This is a genomic window from Clostridium sp. KNHs214 (genome assembly GCF_000744935.1).
Classification (GTDB): domain Bacteria; phylum Bacillota; class Clostridia; order Clostridiales; family Clostridiaceae; genus Haloimpatiens.
Genome location: NZ_JQMW01000009.1, coordinates 484,254 through 509,470 on the forward strand (window position 1 = coordinate 484,254; position 25,217 = coordinate 509,470).

General features: G+C 30.0%; 19 protein-coding genes. 15 read left to right on the top strand and 4 right to left on the bottom strand.

What is annotated here, in order from left to right:
- Positions 1 to 18: 18 nt before the first annotated feature.
- Complete coding sequence (locus tag CC89_RS04735) at positions 19 to 495, bottom strand: GyrI-like domain-containing protein (protein WP_035289640.1); 477 nt, start codon at positions 493 to 495, stop codon at positions 19 to 21.
- Positions 496 to 852: 357 nt separating this feature from the next.
- Here CC89_RS04735 and brnQ point away from each other — a divergent pair, with 357 nt between their 5' ends.
- The 8 genes from brnQ (at position 853) to CC89_RS04775 (ending at position 17,206) form a co-directional block, all read left to right on the top strand.
- On the top strand, positions 853 to 2,148 hold the full coding sequence (brnQ, locus tag CC89_RS04740) for a branched-chain amino acid transport system II carrier protein (RefSeq protein WP_051931495.1): 1,296 nt from the start codon (positions 853 to 855) through the stop codon (positions 2,146 to 2,148).
- A gap of 19 nt (positions 2,149 to 2,167) precedes the next feature.
- Complete coding sequence (locus tag CC89_RS04745; RefSeq protein WP_035289645.1) at positions 2,168 to 2,431, top strand: hypothetical protein; 264 nt, start codon at positions 2,168 to 2,170, stop codon at positions 2,429 to 2,431.
- A gap of 244 nt (positions 2,432 to 2,675) precedes the next feature.
- Complete coding sequence (gene addB, locus CC89_RS04750; RefSeq protein WP_035291196.1) at positions 2,676 to 6,140, top strand: helicase-exonuclease AddAB subunit AddB; 3,465 nt, start codon at positions 2,676 to 2,678, stop codon at positions 6,138 to 6,140.
- Entirely contained in the window at positions 6,140 to 9,937 is a 3,798-nt protein-coding gene (gene addA, locus CC89_RS04755; protein WP_035289648.1) for a helicase-exonuclease AddAB subunit AddA, read from the top strand. The genes addB and addA overlap by 1 nt, the downstream gene beginning before the upstream one ends.
- Positions 9,938 to 9,969: 32 nt before the next feature.
- Positions 9,970 to 10,926, top strand: coding sequence for a 3'-5' exoribonuclease YhaM family protein (locus CC89_RS04760; protein ID WP_081896963.1), 957 nt, complete (start codon positions 9,970 to 9,972; stop codon positions 10,924 to 10,926).
- A 13-nt stretch (positions 10,927 to 10,939) separates the two neighbouring features.
- The gene (locus CC89_RS04765) at positions 10,940 to 12,178 is read left to right on the top strand and encodes an exonuclease SbcCD subunit D (protein WP_035289651.1); all 1,239 of its coding nucleotides are present in this window, start codon (positions 10,940 to 10,942) and stop codon (positions 12,176 to 12,178) included.
- Positions 12,153 to 15,683 (top strand): SbcC/MukB-like Walker B domain-containing protein, encoded by a 3,531-nt coding sequence (locus tag CC89_RS04770; RefSeq protein ID WP_035289654.1) that lies wholly within the window; start codon positions 12,153 to 12,155, stop codon positions 15,681 to 15,683. Before CC89_RS04765 ends, CC89_RS04770 begins: the two co-directional genes overlap by 26 nt.
- A 221-nt stretch (positions 15,684 to 15,904) precedes the next feature.
- Positions 15,905 to 17,206: an L-cysteine desulfidase family protein gene (locus CC89_RS04775; RefSeq protein WP_035289657.1), complete on the top strand. Its 1,302-nt coding sequence runs from the start codon at positions 15,905 to 15,907 to the stop codon at positions 17,204 to 17,206.
- 65 nt (positions 17,207 to 17,271) lie between these two features.
- Here the strand turns inward: CC89_RS04775 and CC89_RS20380 are convergent, their stop codons facing one another.
- From CC89_RS20380 to CC89_RS04790, 3 genes are all read right to left on the bottom strand, one after another.
- Positions 17,272 to 17,493 (bottom strand): hypothetical protein, encoded by a 222-nt coding sequence (locus CC89_RS20380; RefSeq protein ID WP_035289660.1) that lies wholly within the window; start codon positions 17,491 to 17,493, stop codon positions 17,272 to 17,274.
- Between the two features lie 181 nt (positions 17,494 to 17,674).
- Positions 17,675 to 18,181 (bottom strand): hypothetical protein, encoded by a 507-nt coding sequence (locus CC89_RS04785; RefSeq protein WP_035289662.1) that lies wholly within the window; start codon positions 18,179 to 18,181, stop codon positions 17,675 to 17,677.
- A gap of 1 nt (position 18,182) precedes the next feature.
- Complete coding sequence (locus CC89_RS04790; RefSeq protein WP_035289665.1) at positions 18,183 to 18,509, bottom strand: hypothetical protein; 327 nt, start codon at positions 18,507 to 18,509, stop codon at positions 18,183 to 18,185.
- A 506-nt stretch (positions 18,510 to 19,015) separates the two neighbouring features.
- Between CC89_RS04790 and CC89_RS20385 the strand changes: the two genes are divergently transcribed.
- The 7 genes from CC89_RS20385 (at position 19,016) to CC89_RS19430 (ending at position 25,107) form a co-directional block, all read left to right on the top strand.
- Complete coding sequence (locus CC89_RS20385) at positions 19,016 to 19,177, top strand: hypothetical protein (RefSeq protein ID WP_185750674.1); 162 nt, start codon at positions 19,016 to 19,018, stop codon at positions 19,175 to 19,177.
- A 198-nt stretch (positions 19,178 to 19,375) separates the two neighbouring features.
- The gene (locus CC89_RS04795; RefSeq protein ID WP_035289668.1) at positions 19,376 to 19,837 is read left to right on the top strand and encodes an 8-oxo-dGTP diphosphatase; all 462 of its coding nucleotides are present in this window, start codon (positions 19,376 to 19,378) and stop codon (positions 19,835 to 19,837) included.
- 191 nt (positions 19,838 to 20,028) lie between these two features.
- Positions 20,029 to 22,080 carry a thioredoxin domain-containing protein gene (locus tag CC89_RS04800; protein WP_035289671.1) on the top strand — a complete coding sequence of 684 codons (2,052 nt, stop codon included), beginning with the start codon at positions 20,029 to 20,031 and terminating at the stop codon, positions 22,078 to 22,080.
- Between the two features lie 608 nt (positions 22,081 to 22,688).
- The gene (locus CC89_RS04805; protein WP_035289674.1) at positions 22,689 to 23,132 is read left to right on the top strand and encodes an NUDIX domain-containing protein; all 444 of its coding nucleotides are present in this window, start codon (positions 22,689 to 22,691) and stop codon (positions 23,130 to 23,132) included.
- A 43-nt stretch (positions 23,133 to 23,175) separates the two neighbouring features.
- Positions 23,176 to 23,868, top strand: a complete 693-nt coding sequence (locus CC89_RS04810) for a response regulator transcription factor (RefSeq protein WP_035289677.1) — start codon at positions 23,176 to 23,178, stop codon at positions 23,866 to 23,868.
- Complete coding sequence (locus CC89_RS04815; RefSeq protein WP_051931497.1) at positions 23,865 to 24,860, top strand: sensor histidine kinase; 996 nt, start codon at positions 23,865 to 23,867, stop codon at positions 24,858 to 24,860. The genes CC89_RS04810 and CC89_RS04815 overlap by 4 nt, the downstream gene beginning before the upstream one ends.
- Positions 24,861 to 24,864: 4 nt before the next feature.
- Positions 24,865 to 25,107, top strand: a complete 243-nt coding sequence (locus tag CC89_RS19430; RefSeq protein ID WP_185750675.1) for a sensor histidine kinase — start codon at positions 24,865 to 24,867, stop codon at positions 25,105 to 25,107.
- Positions 25,108 to 25,217: the final 110 nt, after the last annotated feature.

Below are 25,217 nucleotides of genomic sequence, written 5' to 3' on the forward strand. Positions count from 1 at the left end.
GAAAGTGCCGTATATACTTTATTGTATATACTTAATAGGTATGTATATATTAATAAGACATTCCTCAGGATTATCGTCACAATAGGTATTATCATATTCTTCTATATCAGGCAATGTTGAGTGTTCATAAGGTGAATTAGGTAGCCATACTCCATATATATATTCGTAAGTTTGACCAAGACTATTTAAAGATCCCTTATGGGTAAACAATGCATATTTAGAAAAAGGTATTATTCTGCACATCATATTCTTTGGAACTTCCTCAGAATTGGCAACTTTAACAGAGGATATATAAGAAAATTTAGAACTACCGGGGAATAATTCACATATGCCGTAGTTTTTATTCTCATTTATTCTACTTTTAATTTCTTTAATTCTTGGATAGAAATCATCCCAAAGTTTATTTACTTCATTATGTTGATTTTTGCCAAAATATTTAGTACCTATTATTTTAAAGGTGTCTAATTCTACTATGTTAGGCTCAGGTAATCCCATAAAGTTCCCTCCAAATATATGAAATGGTATAACTAATAAAATCAATCATATCACATACTAAATTATACACTAATAAATATAAAAATAGTAGTTGAGTTTTGAAATAATTATATGAGTGCTTATTTATGTTTAACATTTTTACCAAATATATTTTGTAAAAAATGAAAGAAAAAACTTGAACTGATTCATATATTTTGGTATAACTATATATATACAAATTCTTTAAAGGTAGTGAAACATAGCAAATGAATGTTAAAAGCTGAATGGAGAATATACAGAAAATTTTAAAAATGGATAAAAAGTTAACAAACTAATTCAGTACCTAGAATATGTAGTATTTTTGGGGGTGTATTTATCGTGAGTAAAAAAAATAAAGATGCTTTGGTAGTAGGATTAGCCTTATTCGCTATGTTCTTTGGGGCAGGTAATTTAATATTTCCACCAGAACTAGGAATGCAATCTGGATCAAAGTGGATGTTGGCTACATTAGGATTTTTCTTAATAGGAATAGGAATGCCACTTTTAGGAATTATGGCAGTATCTAGAGCGGGAGGAAGTATTGACAAATTATGCAGTAAAGTAAGTCCTACCTTTAGCAAAATATTAGGAACTGTAATAGTTCTTTGCATCGGACCATTTTTGGCTATTCCGAGAACTGGTGCTACCACCTTTGAGATGGGTATAAGCCCAATTTTTCCAGGATTGAATTCAGTTATATTTTCTATAATTTACTTTTCAGTAACGCTGTTCTTTGTAATAAAACCATCAGGAATAGTAGATAAGATTGGTAAAATATTAACACCAGCTTTACTAGCAGTATTGGCACTTATAATATTTAAGGGGATAATTTCCCCTATGGCGAATCCAGGAACACCATTTATAAAAAATGCTTTTTCCAGTGGATTTGTAGGTGGATATCAGACAATGGATGCTATGGGGTCAATACTTATGGCTGGTATAGTTTTAAAAAGCCTTATAGATAAGGGATATAAAGAACCAAAAGTTCAAATGAAGTTGGCTTTTAAATCATCGTTAATAGCTGCATTGGGTTTGGCTTTTGTTTATGGGGGACTATTATACCTTGGTGCTACAAGTAATACGGTCTTCCCACAAAATATAACTAAAACTCAGTTAGTTATGAACATTGCTGAAAGTACACTAGGGGGATTTGGTTCAATTGCCTTAGCTATATGTGTTACATTAGCATGCCTAACTACATCTATAGGGCTTACAGCTACTACAGGAAATTATTTTAATGAACTTACAAAAGGAAAGGTTAGCTATGAAAAAATAGTTATAATTACTACTGTAATAAGTGCTATTTTAGCTAATGTTGGAGTAGAAAAAATAGTTAGATTATCTATGCCTGTACTTGTAGCAGTATATCCAATAACTATAGTTTTAATAGTGATGAACATGTTTGATAATTTGATACGTAATAAAGGAGCATATATAGGAGCTGTTTATGGAGCTTTATTTGTAAGTTTATTTGATGCAATGTCCGCTTTGGGATTTAATACATCTTTTATAGGAAATTTTATGAATATAATTCCATTATCTCAGCAGGGATTTGCATGGATAGTTCCATCAATAATCGGGGGAATACTATTTAGCTTAATGAGACAAAAGAAAAAGGGGCTAATAGAAGAATAATTAAAGTGGGGAATAAAATATGTATACTTGGGATTGTTTAGCTCCTAGATTTATAGTATTTAAATATATGATAAAATGGTATATTGATAAATTTGGAATGTTTTGTTATATAGCTATATTTGTTGGAGTTATTTTAATAGCGCTTTTAAGAGCTATCATATTAGACATAAAAATGGGGGAATATGACAGAGTAATAATGATAATTATTTTTACATTTATACTAATTGGAGGACTAATAGGGGTGGGATTAGATATGTATAATGGAAGTATTTCTATACCATAAATGAAAGTTTTAAATAGCCCATTAGTAATCTTTATATTAATTTTAAGGACGTTATACTTTTATTAAGTTGAAATAAAAGAAGCCTTCTGTGGTAAAATACTACCATAGTAGACTTCTTTTTTACTAGGAAAAAATTTAGTGCTATATGATGATATAATTTATATAGGTAAAATTTGATATAATACTATTAAGTGAAATAGCTGAGGGTAATGCAGAATATATAAAAAATATGGATGGTGAGGATATGAGTTTAAGATTTATATATGGAAGAAGTGGTAGTGGAAAGAGCTACTTTTGCACAGAAAGTATAAAAAATGCCTTATCTAAGGGAGTTAATAATAAAATCATATTATTGGTACCAGAACAATTTTCTTTTCAAGCAGAAAAGAATTTAATCGAAAAAGTAGGAGCTACAGGACTTTTGAATGTTGAAGTTTTGAGTTTTAAAAGACTTGCTCATAGAGTATTTAGTGAAGTGGGAGGACTAATTCATAAAAACATGGATGAGTCTGGAAAATGCATGCTTATATATAAAATTATGATGGATATGAAGGATGAGCTGCAGGTTTTTAATACTGCTGCAAAACAGCAGGGATTTGCCACAGTAATAGCTGATTTAATAACAGAGTTTAAAAATTATAATGTAACTCCAGAAACACTTATGGAAACATCAAATTCTATAGAAGGAGATGAATTTTTAGCTAAAAAAATACGAGACATAGGAATTATATATGATAAATTTGTAAAAATAGTAAATGAAGGGTATATTGATCCAGAGGATTACCTGACAATACTTTATAATAAAATAGATTTTTATGAAGCCATTAAGAATAGTGAAATATGGATAGATGAATTTAATTATTTTACTCCGCAACAGTATAAAATAATAGAAAAATTTTTAAAGCTAACTAAGAGGGTAAACATAACTTTATGTATGAACACCAGTAAAGACAAGGGGATGGATGGAGGAGTATTTAACTTAATAGAAAAAACAGAAAAAAAACTTATAGATATAGCTATGAATAATAATATATCTCTAGATAAACCAATAGAACTTTGGAAAAAACCATATCCAAGATTTAAAGAAAGTAAAGAGATTTCATATTTGGAAGGCAATTTTTTTAACTATAATTGTGTACCTTATAAAGGAAATACAAAGGATATAAAGATATTAAAAGGTGCTAACTTGTACAGTGAGGTTGAAAATGTAGCTAAGGATATAGTTAAGCTTTGTAGAGACAAGGGCTTTAGATTTAAGGATATAGCAGTGGTTAGTAGGGATTTATCTATTTACGAAAATACTGTTAAGGCTATTTTTTCAGAATATGAAATACCTAATTTTATTGATAGAAAAAAAGATATTGATGATAATCCTTTAATAATACTAATAAAAGCATCCATAGAGATATTTACAAAGAACTGGTCCTATCAATCTATATTTAGATATTTAAAAACAGGATTATTGGATATAGATGAAGAGGATGTTTTTTTACTAGAAAATTATGTTTTAGCTTGCGGAATAAAGGGAAAGAATAAGTGGACTGGAGAGAAGAAGTGGGAGAATTTTATAAGTTATAATTTTGAAAAAGAAATAGAAGATGAAGAAAAAGAAAAAATGTTAGAAAGAATAAATAACATAAGATATAAAGTAGCAGAGCCACTTTTAGAACTATGGAAAAATATTCATGGAAAGCATAAGGCAGTTCATATATGTACTTCAGCTTTTAATTTTTTATGTAGTATAGGAGTTCCTGAAAAGATAGAAAGCTGGGTAGATAAATTTAAAGAAGAAGGAAACCAACAGTTAGGTAGAGAGTACAGCAGTATATGGAACTTAGTAATGGAGCTCTTAGATGAAGTCGTAGAGGTGGTTGGTGAAGAAGAGTTAACCCTAGAGGAATTTATTGACATTATAACCATAGGATTTAGCCATAATAAAATGGGGCTCATACCTCCAGCACTAGATCAAGTTTTAGTAAGTAGTGTAGATAGAATTAAAAGCCATAATATAAAAGCTTTGTATATAATAGGTGTAAATGATGGGATTTTTCCAAAGGGCAATTGGGAGGAAGGAGTATTTACAGATTTAGATAGAATTGCATTAAGGAATTCAGGTATAGAACTTGCTAGCGATACTAAAACAAAAGCTTTAGAAGAACAATTTTTAATATACTCCTCTTTAACCATTGCTTCAGATTATTTAAGAATAAGTTATTCTATTGCAGATCATGAGGGAAAGGCATTGAGACCATCAATGATAATATCTAGATTAAAAAGACTTTATTCTAAAATAGAAGAACAGTGGGAACAGGTGGATGAGGCAAAAGCTGCATTGGAAAATATATATAGAAAAGTTCCTACTTTTAATAAATTAATAACTCTTATGAGAAAGGATAATAGTTTGAGTACTGTAGATCCAACTTGGAAGCAAGTACATCTTTGGTACAAGAATAATGAGCAGTGGCGAGAAACTTATAAAAGAGTTATTTTGGGATTTGAATATGATAACCAAATGAAAAAATTAAATAAAGGTAGTGTACAAAAATTATATGGTAAGAATATTAAGCTTTCAGTTTCTAGATTGGAGAGATATGTAGAATGTCCATTTGCATATTACGTTCAATATGGATTAAAAGCGAAAGAAAGAAAGATATTTAAACTTAGTTCTCCAGACATAGGAACTTTTATGCATAAAGTAATAGATGATTTCTCAGAAACAGTTAGAAAAAGTCAGTTGCATTGGGGAGATTTATCTAAAGAATGGTGTGAAGCAAATATAGATATATCCATAGAAAAGATTATAAATGAGACTTCCGGGTCTATATTAAACAGTTCAGCTAGATACAGATATCTTATGGAGAGACTAAAGAGAGTTTTACTAAGAGCAGTTTGGCTTATAGTTACTCATATGAAGCAAAGTGGATTTCAGCCTTTGGGATATGAAATGATATTTGCAGAAGATGGGGATTTTCCACCTATAGAAATATCACTTTCTAATGGTGAAAAGATTAAATTAATTGGAAAAATAGATAGAGTTGATAAATTAGTAGGAGAAGAGGGAGTGTTTTATAGAATCATAGACTATAAATCAGGTAATAAAGATTTTAAACTTTCAGATGTTTATTACGGGCTTCAAATACAGCTTATAACTTATTTAGATGCTATAATAAGTGCTGGTAGTGGAGAAAAAGATGTTCCATCACTGCCAGCAGGAGTTTTATATTTTAAATTACAAGACCCAATTATAAAGGGAAATAAGAACTTGACAGAAGAAGAAATAGAAAAGGCTATTATGAAAGAGTTGAAAATGAAAGGATTAATATTGAAGGATACTGAAATAGTAAAGGAAATGGATAGAGATATAGAAGGAATCTCTCTTATAATACCTGCGGAAATTAAAAAGGACGGAAATTTAAGCAGTAGATCCTCTACAGCAACTAAAGAACAGTTTGAAGAACTTAGGGAGCATGTAAGAAATAATTTAATCAAGAGTTGTGAGCAGATGTTAGATGGAGATATAGGAATAAAGCCTTATAGGAAAAAAGAAAGTGTGCCATGTAAATATTGTATATTCTCATCCATATGTCAATTTGATGATTCTATAGAAAGTAATAAATATAATTCAATACATGAATTGAAAGATCATCAGGTATGGGAGAAATTAGATGAGGAATTAGGCAGCAAAGATTCTAGAGAGGGTGATGAGTAATGGCAGGAGTAAAGTGGACAAAAGAGCAGCAGGAGGCTATTTATACAAGGAACTGTAATCTTTTAGTGGCTGCTGCGGCAGGCTCTGGTAAAACGGCAGTATTAGTTCAAAGGATAATAAATATAATAACGGATTTAAATAATCCAGTGGATATAGATAAGCTTTTAGTTGTAACTTTCACCAATGCTGCGGCATCAGAAATGAGGGAGAGAATAGCAGCAGCTATTATAGATAAACTGGAGGAGGAACCTAATTCTGCAAAGTTGCAAAGACAGCTAACCCTTTTACCTAAGGCAAGTATAACAACACTTCATTCCTTTTGTTTAGATATAATAAGGAACAATTTCCACATTATTGGCTTGAATCCAGATTTTAAAATAAGTGATGCCACAGAAAATATTCTTTTAAAACAGGAAACTTTAGAGGAATTGTTTGAAAAAAAATATGAGAGTGAAGAAAATCAGGAGTTTTTAAATCTTGTACAAATTTATTGTAATAATAGAGATGATAGAAACCTGCAGGATATGGTAATAGATTTATATAACTTCTCTACATCATTTCCTTGGCAAGAAAAATGGCTAAAAGAAGCAGCAGAAAAGTTTAACGTGGATAATATAGATTTAAAAGCTTTAGATGGCATTAAAACTTATTTAAAATATATATCAGAGGAAATAAGAGCTTTTAAGCAAAAATTATATATTTGTATAGAAATAATAGAAGAGGAAGAAACACTAGAGTCTTATAGGGAAAATATTAATGATGATTTAGCAATGATAAATGATTTAATAATGGTGTCTGAAACATCTTGGGATAATTTTGTTAAAAGCATAAAGAAGATAGATTTCAAGAGTCTAAAAAGATGTAAAAAAGGCGTGGATAAGGATAAGCAGGAGATTGTTAAAAAATTAAGAGAAGAAGTTAAAAAAGGTATTAATTCCATTAAAGATGAAGTTGCGCCTTTTAGCTATGAAGATATAAAAGAAGATTTTAAATGTCTATATCCTGTTATATCTAGCCTTTGTGCACTGGTTGTGGAATTTTCCGAAGAATTTTCTAAAAAGAAAAGAGAAAGAGGTCTTATAGACTTCAATGACTTTGAACATATGTGTCTTCAGATATTATCTAAAACAGAAGGAGAAAAAGTAGTGCCTTCAGAAATAGCATTAGAGCTTAGAAAATCCTATGAAGAAATACTTGTAGATGAGTATCAAGACACAAACACTATACAGGAGACTATAATAAATATTATAAGTAGAAAAGAAGAGCCTAATATTTTTATGGTAGGGGATATAAAACAAAGTATTTATAGGTTTAGACAGGCAAAGCCGGAAATATTTTTAGGCAAATACAATAGTTACTCACAGGAAGAGGGAAGCTTATATAGAAAGGTACTTTTATATAAGAATTTTAGAAGTAGGAGAGAAATTATAGAGGGAATAAATTTTATATTTAGGCAAATAATGAGTGAGAGTGTTGGAGAGTTAGAATATGATGAGGAAGAAAAGTTAAATTTAGGGGCAGATTATAAAGAAGAAAGTGATGGATTCAAAGTAGGTGGTCCAGTAGAACTACACTTAATAGAAAATAAAGATAAAGATGAACTCTCTGAAGAAGCTTTGGAAGAAAACATTGAGGAAGATAATCCTTCAAATATACAAATAGAAGCTAGAATGGTTGCAAATAGAATTAATGAACTTATAGATAATAAAAATGAAAAATTTATGGTTTTTAGTAAGGAGAGTGGCGAATATAGAGATGTAACCTATAGGGACATAGTGGTGCTTCTTAGAAGTACACAAAAATGGGCCCCAGTGTTTATGGAAGAGTTTAAAGAAAAGGGAATACCTGTGTATGCAGATACTGGAACGGGATATTTTCAAACTATAGAGATAAAAACAATGATGAGTTTGCTTCAAGTAATAGATAACCCAATACAGGACATACCTATGTTAGCTTTAATGAATTCCCCTATAGGAGGCTTTACCCAGGAGGAATTAATAGAAATAAAAATAAATAGCAAAGAAGATAGTTATTATGAAAAAATGGTTGATATAGTAAAAGTCTTGAAGTCTAGTATTCAGGAAATAAATTATAGTGAAGAGCAGTTAGAAGATCACATATATGAAGAGCAAATTGAGCAAAGTGTAAAATCTAATGATAACTCAATAGAAGTAGAGAGAGACTTATTAAATAAAATAGAGGGATTTTTGACAAATATGGAGATGTGGAGAGAAATATCTATTCACATGCCTTTAGATGAATTTATATGGTTTTTGTACAAAAGCACAGGATACTATGGGTACGTAGGAGCTATGCCTGCTGGAGAACAAAGACAGGCAAACTTAAAGATGTTGTTTCAAAGGGCTAAGCAGTATCAAAATACTAGCTATAAAGGTCTATTTAACTTTATAAATTTTATAAATAGACTAAAAGAAAATAGCGGTGACATGGGCAGTGCTAAAATCATTGGCGAAAATGAAAATGTAGTTAGAATAATGAGTATACACAAAAGTAAGGGATTAGAGTTTCCTGTAGTTATTGTAGCTGGTATGGGCAAAAAGTTTAATATGATGGATATTAATAAAAGATTATTGATTCATCAAGAACTGGGCTTTGGTCCTGATTGCATAGATTTGGAAAAGAGGCTAGTATATCCTTCTCTCATGAAAGGAATAATAAGGAAAAAAATAAAATTAGAAAGCCTTTCAGAAGAGATGAGAGTTTTATATGTGGCACTAACTAGGGCAAAGGAAAAGCTTATAATAACTGGTATGGTAAAAGATGTGGAAAAAGCTATAAGTAAATGGCATTTTAGCATAGAAAAAGGCAGTACAAAGTTATCAGCATACCACAGGGCTAATGCGGATAATTATCTAGACTGGATAGTGCCATGTGTAATGAGGCATGAACAGGGAAAAAAGCTTTTAATAAAGGGAGATATAAGAAATATAGAACTTTTAGAAGATACATCCAATTGGAGAATAAAATTATGGTCACGTGCGGAATTGTTAAATTCAGAGCAAATGTCCATGGAAGATATATTTAGCACTGAAGAGGTAAATAATCAGAATATAGAACTGGAGGATAACATTTATAAAGAAGTAGATAAGAAGTTAAACTATAAATATGCATATGAAGAGTCTCAAGAAATGCCAACGGTAATAACTGTTACTGAACTTAAGAGAAAGTTTCAAGAAATTTTAGATGAAGAGTATGATTCCAGTGTAGCTATTCCTAAACTAGTGAAGAAACCATTGTTTTTGTTAGAGAAAAAAGGGTTGACACCAGCAGAAAAAGGTACTGCTATGCATGCGGTGATGCAGAGAATTTCCTTTGATAGAGTGGAAAAATATCAAGATATAGAAGAGCAAATAAATACTATGATTGAAAAAGAATTTATTACAGAGGAAGAAGGAAAATCCGTAAATATAAATAAAATAATAGAATTTTTCAAATCCTCAATAGGTAAAAGAATGCTGAATGCTGAAAAGGTGTATAGGGAAGTACCATTTCATATGGATATAAAAAGTACTGAAATTTACAAGGAATTACCTAAAGATTTGTATGAAGGAGAAAAGATAATGCTTCAAGGAATAATTGACTGTTATTTTGAAGAAAATGGGAATATAATACTCCTTGACTATAAGACAGATTATGTAGAAAATGTAGAAGATATAAAAGAAAGATATAAAGTGCAAATAGAATATTATTCTAAAGCTCTTGAAAGCGTAACGGGTAGAAGAGTAAGTGAAAAATATTTATATTTGTTTTATAATAATAGCATAGTGACAATATAATATAGTAATTAATAGTAAGGAGAGATTTTTAGATGAATATAGAAATTATGACTATAAATCAGTTTCAAGCAGGAAATAGAATCGATGGGTTCTTTTTAATAAAATCAGTAGAATGTAAATCATCTAGCAACAATAAAAAGTATCTAGATTTTACGCTTGCAGATAGAACTGGAGAAATAAATGCAAAGCTTTGGAATTCCACTGAAGCAGATGAAATATATAGAGCAAATACTCTTGTAAAAGTTAGGGGAATGGTTACTGAGTGGCAGAACACTCTTCAATTTAAGATAGAAAAAATAAGAGAAGTAATGGATGAAGATGGAGTAGATATAACAGATTTTGTGCCAGTAGCGCCCTATACTTCGGAAGAAATGTACAATGATGTAATGGAGTATATTAACAAAATAAATAATGAAGAAATAAAAAAATTAGTTAATTATATTTTAGATGAATATAAGGAAACTTTAATGTATTACCCAGCAGCTAAAAGTAACCATCATTCTGTAAGAGGAGGACTTTTATATCATATAACTACAATGCTTAAAGCGGGAGAAAAATTGTGTCAAATATATACATTTTTAAATAAGGATTTACTTTATTCAGGAATAATCCTTCATGATATATCAAAAATGGAGGAAATGGCCTCTAGTGAGCTGGGAATAGTAAGTGAATACACTATAGAAGGGCAACTTTTAGGACATATAGTAATGGGAGTAAAGAAAATAGAAACTGCCGCAGAAAAATTAAATATAAATCCAGAAATAAAAATGCTTCTAGAACATATGGTGCTTGCGCATCACTATGAGCCAGATTATGGTAGTCCTAAAAAACCTATGATTCCAGAAGCTGAGATGCTTCATAGACTGGATGACATGGATGCTAAAATGTATGACATGAAAAAGGCTTTAGAAGATGTAGAGCCAGGTAGTATGTCCGATAGAGTTTGGTCTTTAGAGAAAAGAGCCATTTATAAAGCTAGGGAATTTTAAGAGGGGTGATTTTGTGAAGTTTATTCATACTTCAGACTGGCATTTGGGAAAAATGTTAGAGGGTTATAGTAGGTTAGATGAACAAGAGAAATTTATAGATGAGTTTGTAGATATGGTAAACCGTGAAAATCCGGATATGATAATAATATCCGGAGACATATACGATAATAGCAATCCTCCAGCAAGAGCGGAGGGTTTGTTTTATAAAGCACTTAGGGAAATAAGCTGTAATGGGAAAAGAGTTGTTCTAGTGATATCAGGTAATCATGATAATCCAGATAGGCTGGAAGCAGCATCTCCCATTGCCCACCAACAGGGTATAATACTTTTAGGTACACCTAGAAGTGTAGTGAGCGTTGGTAAGTGTGGTGAAGCTAATATAATAGAAGCAGATGAAGGATATTTCGAAATAGAAATAAATGGAGAAAAAGCTATTATTCTTGCAATGCCATATCCTAGTGAAAAGAGATTAAATGAAATTATATCAGATAAACTATCCGAAGAGGAAAGGCAAAAAGATTACTCACAAAAGATAGGAGATATATTTTTAAAACTATCAGAAAAGTTTAGAGAAGATACTATAAACTTAGTGGTATCTCATTTATTTGTTTTAGGTGGAGAGAGTTCTGATTCTGAAAGGCCTATTCAATTAGGGGGGAGTCTAACAGTAGATGCTAATAAGTTACCTAAAAAAGCTCAATACATAGCATTAGGACATCTACATAAGCCCCAGAAAGTAAAGGGTACTGATGGAAGAATAAGATATTCGGGTGCACCTATTCAATACAGTAAAAGTGAAAGAAATAATGCTAACTGTGCTTATATAGTAGAGGTATCCCCAGGGAAAGAGGCAGAAATAAATGAAGTTTATTTTAAAAATTATAAGCCTATAGAAGTTTGGAAATGTCATGGGGTGGAAGAGGCCATATATAAATGTAAGGAAAACAGTGATAGAGATGTTTGGGCTTATATAGAAATATATACGGACAGAGTAATTCTTCAGGAGGAAATAAAGGAAATGAAGAGTTATAAAAATGACATAGTTCAAATACTTCCTAAAATTCAAGGGGAAGAAGATGATGAGGTATATGAAAATTTAACGGAAAAAAGTATGGAAGAAGTTTTTAAGGAATTTTATAAATATGAGAGAAAAGTGGAGCCTGATAAGGATATATTAGATTTGTTTTTAAATATAGTCAATGAACATGAAGAAGAGGTGATGGAAAATGAAACCTATACTTCTGAAAATTAAAGGCTTAAATAGCTTCGTTCAGGAACAAAAGATACCTTTTAATGAACTTACAGAGAAAGGATTTTTTGGCATATTTGGACCTACAGGCAGTGGAAAATCTACTATATTAGACGGTATAACCATGGCTCTATATGGTAAAATTACTAGAGATAATAAAGGGTTTATTAATTCAGAAAGTGATAGATTAGAAGTAAGCTATACCTTTTCTATTGGATTAGGAAACAATATTAAAGAGTATCAATGTGATAGATGTATTAAGGTGGACAAAAATGGTGGATACAAGACCACCTTAGCTAGAATATATAAATTAAATGGAGAAAACAATGAAGTAATAGCAGAGGGTGCGGTAAATGTTAGAAATGCAGTGGAAAGTATAATAGGACTTTCTGTAGATGATTTTACCAGATCCGTAGTGCTTCCTCAGGGTAAATTTAGTGAATTTTTAAAACTAACTGGGGTAGATAGAAGAAGTATGCTAGAAAGAATATTTAAACTAGAACGTTATGGCAGAGGACTTAGGGAGAAAATTAAAAAACTAAAGGAACAGGAAGAAAAGAGATTAATAGAGCTAAATGGAGAGTTAAACAGATATAATGATGTATCTAAAGAAAAAGTAGATACTTTAAAAGAAGAATTAAAAAATTTAGAGGAAAAAGAACAAGCATTAAAGAAGGAAAAAGAAAAGATAGATAAGTTATATGAAGAGTATACTATTTTGTGGAATACCAAAAAAGAACTTCAAAACTATATTCAACAGCAAAGTGAATTGGTGAAAAAAGCAGAAGCCATTGAGAATAAAAAGCTAAAATTAGAATATGGAAAAAATGCCTTTAATATTAAGCCTTTTATAGATGAAGTTAAAAACACTGAAAATAGTGTAAAAATAAATGAAACTAAATTAAAAGAAAAAGAAGAACTTTTAATAGACATAAATCAAAAACTTTTATTGCTTCAAAAGGAATATGAAGTTGCTTTAGAAAATCAAAGAGAAAAAACTCCAAAGTTGGTTAAAAAGGCTACAGAGCTATCTAGAGCAGTGGATATAAATAAAAGAGTAAAGGAAGTTGAAAAGGAAAGACAGGAGTTAAGATTTAAGTACGATAATTTAAATAAAAAGATAAAATCCCTAGAGTCAGCTTTATTAGATATAACTACAAAAAGAGAAGTTTTAATTAATGATTTGGAGGAATTAGAAAAAAGTTTAAGCAATAAGACTATATCTCCAGAGTATAGAAATTCCATCTATAGTGCATATGATAAATATTGCAAATATAAGGAATTAAATGAAAATATAACTTTATTAAATAAAAAATATAATACCTTTAGTGAAGCTATAAAGAACAATGAAAAACAGTTCATAGAAATAAAGAATAAAAAGATAAATTTAGATAGTTCAATAAGTGGTTTAATAGAAAATAGAGAAGCTACTCAAAAGAAGTGTCCAGGAGATGGAGAAACTTTATTAAAAGCTCAGCAGGAAGTGACTTCAGTAAAAGAAAGAAAAGAAAAGATATTGATATGTTTAGATACTAAAGGGAAATTACATAAAAAATATGAAGATATTTTGTTAAAAAAGAAAGAACTTCAGGAAAAAATTAATTCTTTAAATTTAGAGTATGACCATGAGGTAGATGAACTTAAAAATGGTGAAAAATTATTTAAGGAAAAGTACAATAAAAACATTGCAGCAATGCTGGCAAAGGAACTACAAGAAGGAAAACCTTGTCCAGTATGTGGAGCCACTCACCATGTGAAAAAAGCCAATTTTATAGGTGAAGATGAATTAAAACATGTGGAAGAGTTAAACAGAGAATTAAAAGAAAAATGTGAAGCCCTTAAGGAAAATATTAACCATTATAATATTAACATGGCAGCAGTTCATAGAGATCAGCAGTATTTAGAAGAGGAACTTAAAAAAGTAAATAAAGAATTAGAAGGAATAGATATAGATAATTTACAAGAAGAAGCAAAGGCTAAAGAAGTTTATTTTACTAATTTAAAGGAAAAAATAAATAAGTGGAATGAAGAACTTAATAATTTAGAGAGGGATTTAGAGCATAAGAGGGAAGAAAAGGCTTCTATTGATAAAATGTATGCATCCCTAGAGGAAAAAATAAATGCGGCACAATATAATTTGAAAAGTATAAATGAGGATTTAAAAGATGCAAATGGCAAGTGCTCTAATGTATTTAAAGAATACACAGATATTATAAAAGTATTAGAGGTAGAAAATATAGAATTGGAAATAAAGAAAATAAAAATTTGGGATGAAGAGATAGTTAAACTTAAAAAACAAGAAAAAGAAAGTAGAAGAGCAGTAGATAAATTAAATAAGAAAAGGGAAGAAATACAAAGGGAAGTATCAAAACTACAAAGTGAAAGAGCGCAAATAACCCAAAGTGGAACAGAGAAAAAGAATTTCATAGATGAATATGGAGAAGAAGTAAAAAGAATATGTGGAGAAGAAGATCCTGAGGAATCTATATTAAAAGTTAACAAGGAAATAGACTATATAAACACCACTGAAAAATCTCTAAGAGATAAATTAGAATTAAAAAAGAATAAAAAAAATAATTGTGACAAAGAAAAATCTAGCTTAGAGAAAAATTTAGAGACTTTAAATGGCATATTAAAGAATCAAAAAGAAAATTTATACATTAAATTAAAGGAGTGTAGCTTTAAAGATGAAAAACAGGTTTTAGAGTATTTTATAACCAAAGAACATATAGAGAATCTGCAGCAAATAATAAATAAATATGAAGATGATAAAATAAAATTAGAGGATAATATAAAAAGATTAGAAGATAAAATCAGTGGCAGAGATATTACTGAAGAGCAGTGGCAGCAGACAAAAGAGTATAAATTTCAACTGCAAGAAAATTTAAATGAATGCATAGAAATAAAGGCGCAAAAGAAAAAGGAATTAGATGATACCATAAGGGATTTAGAGGAAGTGTTAAAGCTAATAGAAAGAAAGGAAAAATATCAGCATAAATATAGTTTATGTCAGGAGTTAGACGATTTAGTAAAAGGAAATAAATTTGTAGAATTTGTGGCTATGAATGAACTGAAGTATATAGCTATAGAGGCTTCAAAGAGGTTGAAAAGTATTACTAAGGGAAGATATGCTTTAGAAATAGATGTGGATGGTAATTTTATAATGAGAGATGACTTTAATGGAGGCGCTAGAAGGCATACAAGCACTTTATCAGGTGGCGAAACCTTCCTAACATCCCTATCCTTAGCTTTAGCACTTTCATCACAAATTCAATTAAAAGGTAGTGCTCCACTACAGTTTTTCTTCTTAGATGAAGGATTTGGAACTTTAGACAATGATCTTTTAGATGTAGTAATGACATCATTAGAAAAACTTAGAAGCGAAAACTTAGCAGTGGGAATCATAAGTCATGTGGAAGAATTAAAAAATAGAGTTCCAGTTAAGCTTATAGTAAGTGCTCCAGTGGCAGGGGTAAATGGAAGCGAAGTAAAAATGGAATATAGTTAAGAAAAGATATAGAGATTAAAACACATAAGATAATTTTTGTTTGTCTGTGAAAGAGGAATTCAATAAAAATACTATGATATTTAGTAAAAAATAAGGTTAAAGCTTAAAAATGAACTGTTTAAAACTTGAAAAATAAGAATTCATTCATTATTATTATATTAGTGAAAAAGTTATTTCAATTTAAGGAAAATTATGAAGTATAAACAGAAAGGATGAATGAAATGTCTTGTGATGAGTGTGGATGTAAAGGTTTTATAGAAATACTTAAATCGGAGGTAGTTCCAGCATTAGGATGTACAGAGCCAATTGCAGTGGCTTTAGCAGCTGCAAAAGCTAAGGAGGCTTTAAATTCTTATCCTGAATTAATAAAAGTTTTTGTAAGTGATAATATATTAAAGAACGGAATGGGTGTAGGTATACCGGGAACTGGTATGACAGGACTAGATATAGCGGCAGCATTAGGTGCTATTGGAGGAAATCCTAATGTGGAATTAGAAGTTTTAAAGGATATAACTAAGCAAAATATAGAAGATGCAAAAGATATGTTAAAGGGTGGAAAAGTATCAGTAAATACAAAAGCTGTACCCAATAAACTTTATATAGAGGTTCAATGCGTAAGTGGAAAAAATATTTCAAAGGCCATTATAAAGGATAAACACAATAATTTAGTTTTAGTTCAGCTAAATGAAGAGATTTTATTTCAAGTAGAGGATGAAGAAGAAGCAGAAGTATCTATTGATAAAGATAAAAATAAAGAGCATTGTATAAAATTAAGTGTTGAAGATATATATGATTTTGCTATAAATAGTCCTCTAGAGGATATAGAATTTATTTTAGAAGGGGCAAAAATGAATAGAAAAATAGCAGAAGAAGGCTTAAAAGGCTATGGCTTAAATGTAGGAAAAACCATTACAGATAATATAAAAAAAGGTGTACTATCAGATGATATTCAGAACTATGCTATGGCATTAACTGCTGCTGCGTCAGATGCAAGAATGGCAGGATGTATGTACCCAGTTATGAGTAACTCTGGTAGTGGTAATCAAGGATTAACAGTTATGCTCCCTGTGGTAGCAGTGGCAGAAAAATTAAATGTTAGCTCTGAAAAATTAGCAAGAGCTTTGGTTTTAAGTAATTTAGTAGCAATTCATATTAAAACTTATTTAGGAAGATTATCGGCTTTGTGTGGCTGTGTGGTAGCTTCTGCAGGTGCAAGCTGTGGTATTACATATCTTTTAGGTGGACAACTTAAGGAAATAAATTATTCTATTAAAAATATGGTTGGAAATATATCAGGTATGATATGTGATGGAGCAAAAACAGGCTGTGCTCTAAAAGTATCTACAGGAGTAAGTGCTGCAGTACAATCTTCACTTTTAGCCATGAATAATATAGTTATATCAGAAAAAGAGGGAATAATAGAAAAAGACGTGGAAAAAACCATCAGGAATATAGCTCAAATTGGAAGAGAAGGAATGCTTCAAACAGATAAATTAATATTGAATATAATGACTCATAAATAATGAAAAAAATACATAATTCAAAGCGGGGAAGCTCAAAAGCTTCCCCTTTTATATATCATTATAATTTAGCGGCGTCCACATAAAGCTAAAAGTAGTAATATCCAACATAGTCCACTGCTACGTCCACAGTTGTTAAAACATCTTCCGCCGCCTAGACCTAAAAATGGAAAACCACTATATGGACCGCAGTTGCAAGAAGGCCTGCATCTACATGGATCACATTGACAACTATTGCATCTGCAAGGGTCGCAGCAGCAGTTACAACAATCATGATGTTTATGGCTCATAGTATCCCTCCTTTACTTATAATAAGTACTAAAGAAGAATGAAATTATATGAGGATACTACTACTAACTAGTATATGTTAAAGTATGAGCATAAGTGAAGAAATTTTTAGTATTTTTTGTGATGTAGAATAACATATTAACAAATACTTTTGTTTCTTAAGTTTTTTAGTAACCTATATAATTAATTACCTGATTCGTAAAATGCCATGTTTATCATAACTTCTGTAGGATAGAAGCCTTCATTCCTTATGGACAATATATAATTAGTATCATATTGCAGAATTCTCTCGAATAGTGTAGATTCTATAGGAGAACCACCTTGAGTAAATGCAAATTTTGGTATCATATTCTCTGACAATACTAGTCCATCATGTATATTATAAGCATTATAATAAAATGATGTAGCCGCTTTAATCTTGGATCTATCATCTAGGTTTATTACCGGAATTTTTTTAGTTCCAGGAATAAAACCAGGAGCTTTTATTAGTTTGATGCCTAATTGTTCCATCTGACTTACTATTGTTTGATTTGTTATGTGTGTAATAGTATTTTTGCCAGTGGATATTTGAATATTAAGACTTCTACCTGGCCTAATTGTTTCTCTATGGGAAATAGTAAATGCCTGACCTGCGAAAACAAAACCTAGCCAGTAAGGTTGATTTCTAAATTGATAACTGGTAAGTGCCATATTAAATCACCTCGAATACTCTAATTGTTACAGGATACTCTTTGGTCCTTGCATAAATAGTCAAATTTTCATCGGGATTAAGGTCATAAACAATAACTTCCGCAGGAACATTAAATATATATTTACCACTTTCAAGTGTAAAATTTGGATCAGTAGAATGATAAATATAAGTAGCGGAGTCATTAACAACCCACAATTGCCTTCTCCTAGGTAAATTTTCAGATTTCACTCTTAAGGGCGTTGGTTCAGTATTAATGAGAACTTTCCCTATTCGAGTATCTTTAGTCCAATAAAGAGGAGTTATATTACTATAATCAAGTTTTTCCATAATTTTAACCTCCATAAAATGCAAATAAATATTGAATGATTAAACCACAAAAAGGTACGATACGATGGAATTATGCAAGTCATTCTAGAAAAATTTCATAATTCAGGTAATGTAATGCTTATTGTGGGATAATTATTGAATATTTTATTTTTATTACTGGTACATATTATGGTAGCAGCTAACTATATGTTACAGTTAAAATATGTAAGCATATATTAAAAAAATGTTAAAAAGTTTAGAATAAGTGTGCGAATTGCGAAGGAAAAGATAGTGTTCGAAATTATTCTCTACTGATGTTGTATGTGGCTATTGGCTTTAGAATTTATAAGATTTGTAAGAACTGTACAGTGTAGATATAGAAGAAGGAAATGGAAGAGATTTGTTGAATATAATTAATGCAAATACAAAAATGAAAAAGCTGAAGACAAAAGGGAGCAGTATAATGAATTAAGGAAAATATTAGCGGAATAAGGAAAAGATATTGTAGAAAGTATGTTTTTTATAATATGGAAGAGATACCAGAAAAGAAATTGAATAATGCAATTAGCACATATGCAGAATCAGTTGAAAAAACAAAGGTATATGCATTAGTTGATACAACTCTTTTTGGTAGTGCAAAAGAAGGCATGCTATTCACAAAAGCAGGTATTACATTTTTAAAGCATTAAATATTTTATAGGATTTATAAATTTAGGTATTTTAGGGTAACTTATTATGATTGTGTGAGATTAGGGGAAAAATTTTATATTTTATAGAATGGTACTGTGCAAAGAGTTTTTTAACAAGAATAATATATAAGAGCACTGTGATAAGTAGAGGGGAATTTCAAATATTATATGTATCACAGTAATAATTGGGAGGATATCATGGTAGAAGCAAAATTAATGAATATGTGTATGATTATAGATAAGGAAAACAACAAAGTTGTTGTACAGGATAAAGTTAATAAACCGGAATGGCGTGGTATAACTTTTCCTGGAGGTAAGGTGCAGAATGCTGAAAGTATTATTGAATCTACAGTTCGTGAAGTTAAAGAGGAAACAGGACTTGATGTAAAAAACTTAGAGTTTAGTGGTCTTATTGATTGGTATAATGATATTACTCATGAGAGATGGTTCATTTTTCTTTTCAAGACATATACATATTCAGGTGAAATGATAGACGAAACTCATGAGGGTAAAGTGTTTTGGACAGAAATAGAAATACTAGAAAATATGAATTTGGCAAGTGGTATGAAGAATTATTTAAAATTGTTTTTTAATGATAATTTAAATGAAGCTTATGCAGTTTGGAACGACAAAAATTGGGGAAAGTTTAGGTTTATGTAATGCATTTTTTATAAAGCAGCTTAAGATATTGAAAGTTAATAGCTTAAGCTGTTTTATATTTAACTTTTAGTTTCTATATTTATGTGTCTTTTCACCCATAAGTTAATTTAAAAATAAAGCTTATGGAATTATATATCATAGCTTTTTCGGGTATAGTAATAGGGATAAAGATATAAAGGAAGAGTGATAATATGGTAAAAAAAAATATGTTTGAAAAAGCTAATAAACTTATAAATGAAAAATCTCCATATTTACTTCAACACGCACATAACCCCGTAGATTGGTATCCTTGGTGTGAGGAGGCTTTTAAAAAGGCACAAGCTGAAGATAAACCCATATTTTTGAGCATAGGTTATAGTACTTGTCATTGGTGTCACGTAATGGCTCACGAAAGTTTTGAGGATGAAGAAGTGGCTAAAATATTAAACGAAAACTTTGTGTCTATAAAGGTGGATAGAGAAGAGAGACCGGATATTGACAGTATATACATGACATTTTGCCAGATGTTTACCGGCAGTGGAGGATGGCCCTTAAGTGTTTTTATGACTCCTGAAAAGAAACCTTTTTTTGCAGGTACTTATTTTCCAAAAGAAGATAGGTATGGAATGAGAGGAATTGTAAGTTTGCTAAAAGGCATAGTTGATGCTTGGAGGAAAGATAAAGGGAATTTAATAGAAAAAAGTCATTATATAACAGGGAGAATGCAAGAAGCCATTAAGGATGAAGTGGGAGAAGTAGGAGAAAATTTAATAAATAAGGCGTATACAGAGCTTAGGGAAGGTTTTGATAAAAAATATGGTGGATTTGGGTTTTATCCTAAGTTTCCCATTGCTCAAAATTTAATGTTTTTGCTCAGATATTATGATCATCATAAAGATGAAAAAGCTCTTTATATGGTAGAGGAAACCTTAAAGCATATGTTTAAGGGGGGCATATTTGACCACATAGGATATGGATTTTCTAGATATTCTACAGATGAAAAGTGGTTAATTCCTCATTTTGAAAAAATGCTTTATGACAATGCTCTTCTAGCTATTGCTTATATAGAGACCTATGAAGTCACTAAAAAAGAATTTTACAGGGAAGTGTGTGAAAAAATAATAGACTATGTAATAAGGGTTATGATGAGTAATGAAGGAGCTTTTTATTGTGCAGAAGATGCAGATTCAGAGGGTGTAGAAGGTAAATTTTACGTATGGCGTAAGGATGAAATTAAGGACGTACTTAAGAATAATTGGGAAGTATATTGTAAGTATTATGACATAACTGACAGAGGAAACTTTCAAGGCCAAAACATACCTAATTTAATAAATACTGATATAAATGATTTAGAAAAGGATAAAGAAGTTAGAAAGATTTTACAAAAGTGCAGGGAGAAACTTTTTGAACATAGAGAAAAAAGAATACATCCGCATAAGGACGATAAAATATTAACCTCATGGAATGGATTGATGATTGCAGCTATAGCCCATGTGGGAAGGGTTTTAAATAATGAAAGTTATATAAGTTATGCAGAAAAGGCAGTGAATTTTATTCTCCATAATATGATAAATGAAAAAGGAAGATTAATGGCTAGATATAAGGATGGTCAGGCTGACTTTTTAGCCTATCTAGATGATTATGCTTTTATTATTTGGTCTCTTATAGAACTTTATAATGCTACTTTCAAGGAGGAATACTTAAAAGAAGCGGTAAAATTAAATGATGAAATGTTAAGGCTTTTTTGGGACGATGAAAATGGTGGATTCTTCTTATATGGCGAAGATGGAGAAAATTTAATAGTAAGGCCTAAAGAAATTTACGATGGGGCAATTCCATCTGGAAATTCAGTAGCGGCTTTAAATATGATTAGATTGGCTAGAATAACAGGAAATGTGGAACTTGAAAATAAAGTGAATCAAATGTTTAAATGCTTTGGGGGAAAGGTAAATTCTAACCCAAGTTTATATAATTTCTTTAATATGGCACTTATGTATGCTAAAGAAGGAGGTAAGGAGATTGTTATATGTGGTCATAAGGAAGATAAAGAAGTAAGGGATATACTAAAGGAGGTTAATAAGAGATTTTTACCATATACTAGTACCATAGTATATGATGGAAATGAGGATATTGTAAAGATAATACCTTATATTAAAGATTACAGTAGAATAGACAATAAGACCACTATATATGTATGCAAAAATAATAGCTGTAGCAGAGGTATAAATTCTCTAGAGGAATTTGTAAAAAAAGAATTCTCTTAAATATAAAGATCGCAAAAGCGGTCTTTTTGTTTAGGGAAAAATCTATAGAACTAAAGTTATAAATTATAATTGTAATATATTGTATGGCAAGTGTTATAAGGAATAGTTATAATTAAGTGAGTAATCTATTATTTATATATGTGTATCAAGTATATCTATTATAATATTCTAAAATCATATGAAAATGAAATATAATGGCGGATATAGTATTGAGAATAATTTATAAATTTTGAAAATTTTATATAATATGATTATCCCACAAAAAGCATTACATTACCTGAATTATGAAATTTCTCTGTAATGACTTGCATAAGAAGCAAAGGAACTGTTTAAATTTAATTTTAGAAATTCTTCTTTTAGACAGATAAAATTATCGTAAGCCTGGCAAGGACGCCAGGCTAGCGAACCTGAGGCAGGACGCTGAATGTGAGCATTAGATAATTTTATATGGCTAAAAGATTAGAATTTCTTAAATTAAATTTATTGTTCCGAGCTCTTATGCAAGTCATGGAGGAGAAATTTCATAATTCCATCACATTATACTTTTATTGTAGGATAATCGTAATATAGATTTGATTAAAAAATAATATTTGTATAGGAGGAAAATTATGAATAGATATCCTGAACCAACGGTTGGAGCTATAATCTTTAATCCAGAGGGCAAAATACTTCTTTGTAAATCTCATAAATGGGGAAATAAATATGTAATTCCTGGGGGACATATTGAATTGGGAGAAAGAATGGAAGATGCTTTAAAAAGGGAAATATTAGAGGAGACAGGCTTAGACATATATGATATTAAATTAATTAGTTTAAAGGAAAGTGTATATAGTGACACATTCCATGAGGGAAAGCATTTTATTTTTATCGACTATATGTGTAAGACTGACTCAAGTAATGTTATTTTAAATGATGAAGCAGAAGAATACATATGGGCAGATTTAAAAAAAATTCAACATTATGACTTAGGTGGCTTTATGAAAGAATTACTATTAGAGTTGAAAAATAGAAAAAAATCAAATAAATGTATAGAAATATTTTATAACTATTAATACAATGAGAAATATTTTTAGTTTTTGTAAAAGGGGTGTTGTTATGGGGAATATTTTATTAGTAGAAGATGATGAATCTTTAAATAGAGGGATAAGCTTTAAACTTAGAAAAGAAGGATATAATGTTTTTACATGTAAATGCATAAAAGAGGCAAAGGGTATTTTAAAAAAAAGTAATATAGATCTTGTTCTGTTGGATGTTAATTTACCTGATGGAAATGGTTTTAAATTTTGCGAGTTTATAAGGGAAAATGGTGATACATTGGTTATATTTTTAACTGCTTGTGACCAAGAGGTAGATATAGTTAATGGGTATGACTTAGGAGCAGATGACTATATTACAAAACCCTTCAGTCTTATGGTACTTATATCAAAAGTCAGAGCGGTGTTAAGAAGAAAAAATAATAAACATGGTGAAAAAGTTATATACACAGGTAACATAGCTTTTTATACAGATAAATTTAAAGTCTTTAAAGATAAAGAAGAATTAATTTTAAGTAAAACTGAATTTAAACTATTAAAATACTTAATATCTAATTCTGGACAAGTTATAACTAAAGAACAACTTTTAAGTGAGTTATGGGATTTAGATGGGAATTTTGTAGATGAAAATACTGTGGCAGTAAATATAAGTAGGCTTAGAAAAAAAATAGAAGAAGATCCGTCTAATCCTAAATATATAAAGAACATAAGGGGAATTGGGTACACTTGGGCAGAAAGGTGTGCAATAAAATGATTAGATATATTAAAAGAGAACCTTTACTTAAAAAAGTATTATTCATTGGAATAACCATTTTACTAATTAATAATTTAATTGTTTTTTACCTACATTTTACAACTTTAAATTCAATTCATAAACAGCATATGGAATTTTCACAAGAGCTAATAGGAAAAATGGTAAATGTATTTCCAGAAAAAGAAAATGAAATAGTAAAAACCTTTTTTAATGAGGGAAATGAAAAGGATATAAATAACGGGAAAAAAATACTAGATAAATATGGTTATGAAACTGAAATAAAAATGTGGCAAGATCTTACTTTTAAAAAATATTTTTATAATTTAGGGTTCTATGATTTTATCTCTATGAATTTGTTAACAGTAGTTGTTATTTGTGTATTAGCATATGCAGTTATCTATTTTATAAAGAACGTAGATAAAATATCTATAGCTGCGGACTCTATAATGGATAATAATTTTAAGTTGAATTTAGAAGACAATGTAGAAGGTGTATTTTCAGAGTTATCTTCTAAAATAAAACAGATGTCAAAGACTCTGCAATATAATTTTACAAATTTAAAAAAAGAAAAGGAAAATATAAAATCTTTAGTTACAGACATATCCCATCAACTTAAAACTCCTTTAGCTTCTATTAAATTATTTAATTCTCTTTTAATAGAGGAGAAGTTAACTAAAGGAGAAATACAGGAATTTTTACTTAGAAGTAAACAGGAAATAAATAAATTGGAATGGCTTTTTAATTCTTTGCTAAAGATATCTAGAATGGAAGCCGGCATGATAGAACTTAAGAAGGAGTTAAAGGATATAAAGTCAACTTTGTTAAGGGCTATTAGTGAAATTTTTATTAAAGCACAAGAAAAAAATATTGAAATAAATGCAGAAGAAATACATTCTGTGTTAGTTTGTCATGATCCTAAATGGACTAAAGAGGCTATATTTAATATTTTAGAGAACTCAGTAAAGTATACTGAAAACAGTGATTACCACTGAATTAATGGAAAGCTATTTAAGGATAGATATTGAAGATAACGGTATAGGGATACCTAAAGAAGAATTTAATGATATATTTAAAAGATTTTACAGAGGAAAATTACAGAGGGTTAAATACTGCGAAGGTTCTGGTGTTGGTTTATATTTAACTAGGAAGATATTTGAGGAACAGGGAGGAAGTATAATGGTAGATTCAATAGAAGGTAGAGGAACTAAGTTTAGTCTTTACTTAGAAAACTGTAAGTAAGTTTGAAAGTTTAATGTAAATATTAGATGCTATCCTATAGTTGTAATTGAAAAGAAGAGTTACAAGTTTTATCTGAAACTAAGTAATGTCAGATTAATAATTACAAGGGG

What these genes read in the sequence shown, in the direction of transcription:
- CC89_RS04735 (WP_035289640.1), bottom strand. Translation starts at nt 495, where the DNA reads ATGGGATTACCTGAGCCTAACATAGTAGAATTAGACACCTTTAAAATA.
- CC89_RS04745 (WP_035289645.1), top strand. Translation starts at nt 2,168, where the DNA reads ATGTATACTTGGGATTGTTTAGCTCCTAGATTTATAGTATTTAAATAT.
- addB (WP_035291196.1), top strand. Translation starts at nt 2,676, where the DNA reads ATGAGTTTAAGATTTATATATGGAAGAAGTGGTAGTGGAAAGAGCTAC.
- addA (WP_035289648.1), top strand. Translation starts at nt 6,140, where the DNA reads ATGGCAGGAGTAAAGTGGACAAAAGAGCAGCAGGAGGCTATTTATACA.
- CC89_RS04760 (WP_081896963.1), top strand. Translation starts at nt 9,970, where the DNA reads ATGAATATAGAAATTATGACTATAAATCAGTTTCAAGCAGGAAATAGA.
- CC89_RS04770 (WP_035289654.1), top strand. Translation starts at nt 12,153, where the DNA reads ATGAAACCTATACTTCTGAAAATTAAAGGCTTAAATAGCTTCGTTCAG.
- CC89_RS04775 (WP_035289657.1), top strand. Translation starts at nt 15,905, where the DNA reads ATGTCTTGTGATGAGTGTGGATGTAAAGGTTTTATAGAAATACTTAAA.
- CC89_RS20380 (WP_035289660.1), bottom strand. Translation starts at nt 17,493, where the DNA reads ATGAGCCATAAACATCATGATTGTTGTAACTGCTGCTGCGACCCTTGC.
- CC89_RS04785 (WP_035289662.1), bottom strand. Translation starts at nt 18,181, where the DNA reads ATGGCACTTACCAGTTATCAATTTAGAAATCAACCTTACTGGCTAGGT.
- CC89_RS04790 (WP_035289665.1), bottom strand. Translation starts at nt 18,509, where the DNA reads ATGGAAAAACTTGATTATAGTAATATAACTCCTCTTTATTGGACTAAA.
- CC89_RS20385 (WP_185750674.1), top strand. Translation starts at nt 19,016, where the DNA reads ATGGAAGAGATACCAGAAAAGAAATTGAATAATGCAATTAGCACATAT.
- CC89_RS04795 (WP_035289668.1), top strand. Translation starts at nt 19,376, where the DNA reads ATGGTAGAAGCAAAATTAATGAATATGTGTATGATTATAGATAAGGAA.
- CC89_RS04800 (WP_035289671.1), top strand. Translation starts at nt 20,029, where the DNA reads ATGGTAAAAAAAAATATGTTTGAAAAAGCTAATAAACTTATAAATGAA.
- CC89_RS04805 (WP_035289674.1), top strand. Translation starts at nt 22,689, where the DNA reads ATGAATAGATATCCTGAACCAACGGTTGGAGCTATAATCTTTAATCCA.
- CC89_RS04810 (WP_035289677.1), top strand. Translation starts at nt 23,176, where the DNA reads ATGGGGAATATTTTATTAGTAGAAGATGATGAATCTTTAAATAGAGGG.
- CC89_RS04815 (WP_051931497.1), top strand. Translation starts at nt 23,865, where the DNA reads ATGATTAGATATATTAAAAGAGAACCTTTACTTAAAAAAGTATTATTC.
- CC89_RS19430 (WP_185750675.1), top strand. Translation starts at nt 24,865, where the DNA reads ATGGAAAGCTATTTAAGGATAGATATTGAAGATAACGGTATAGGGATA.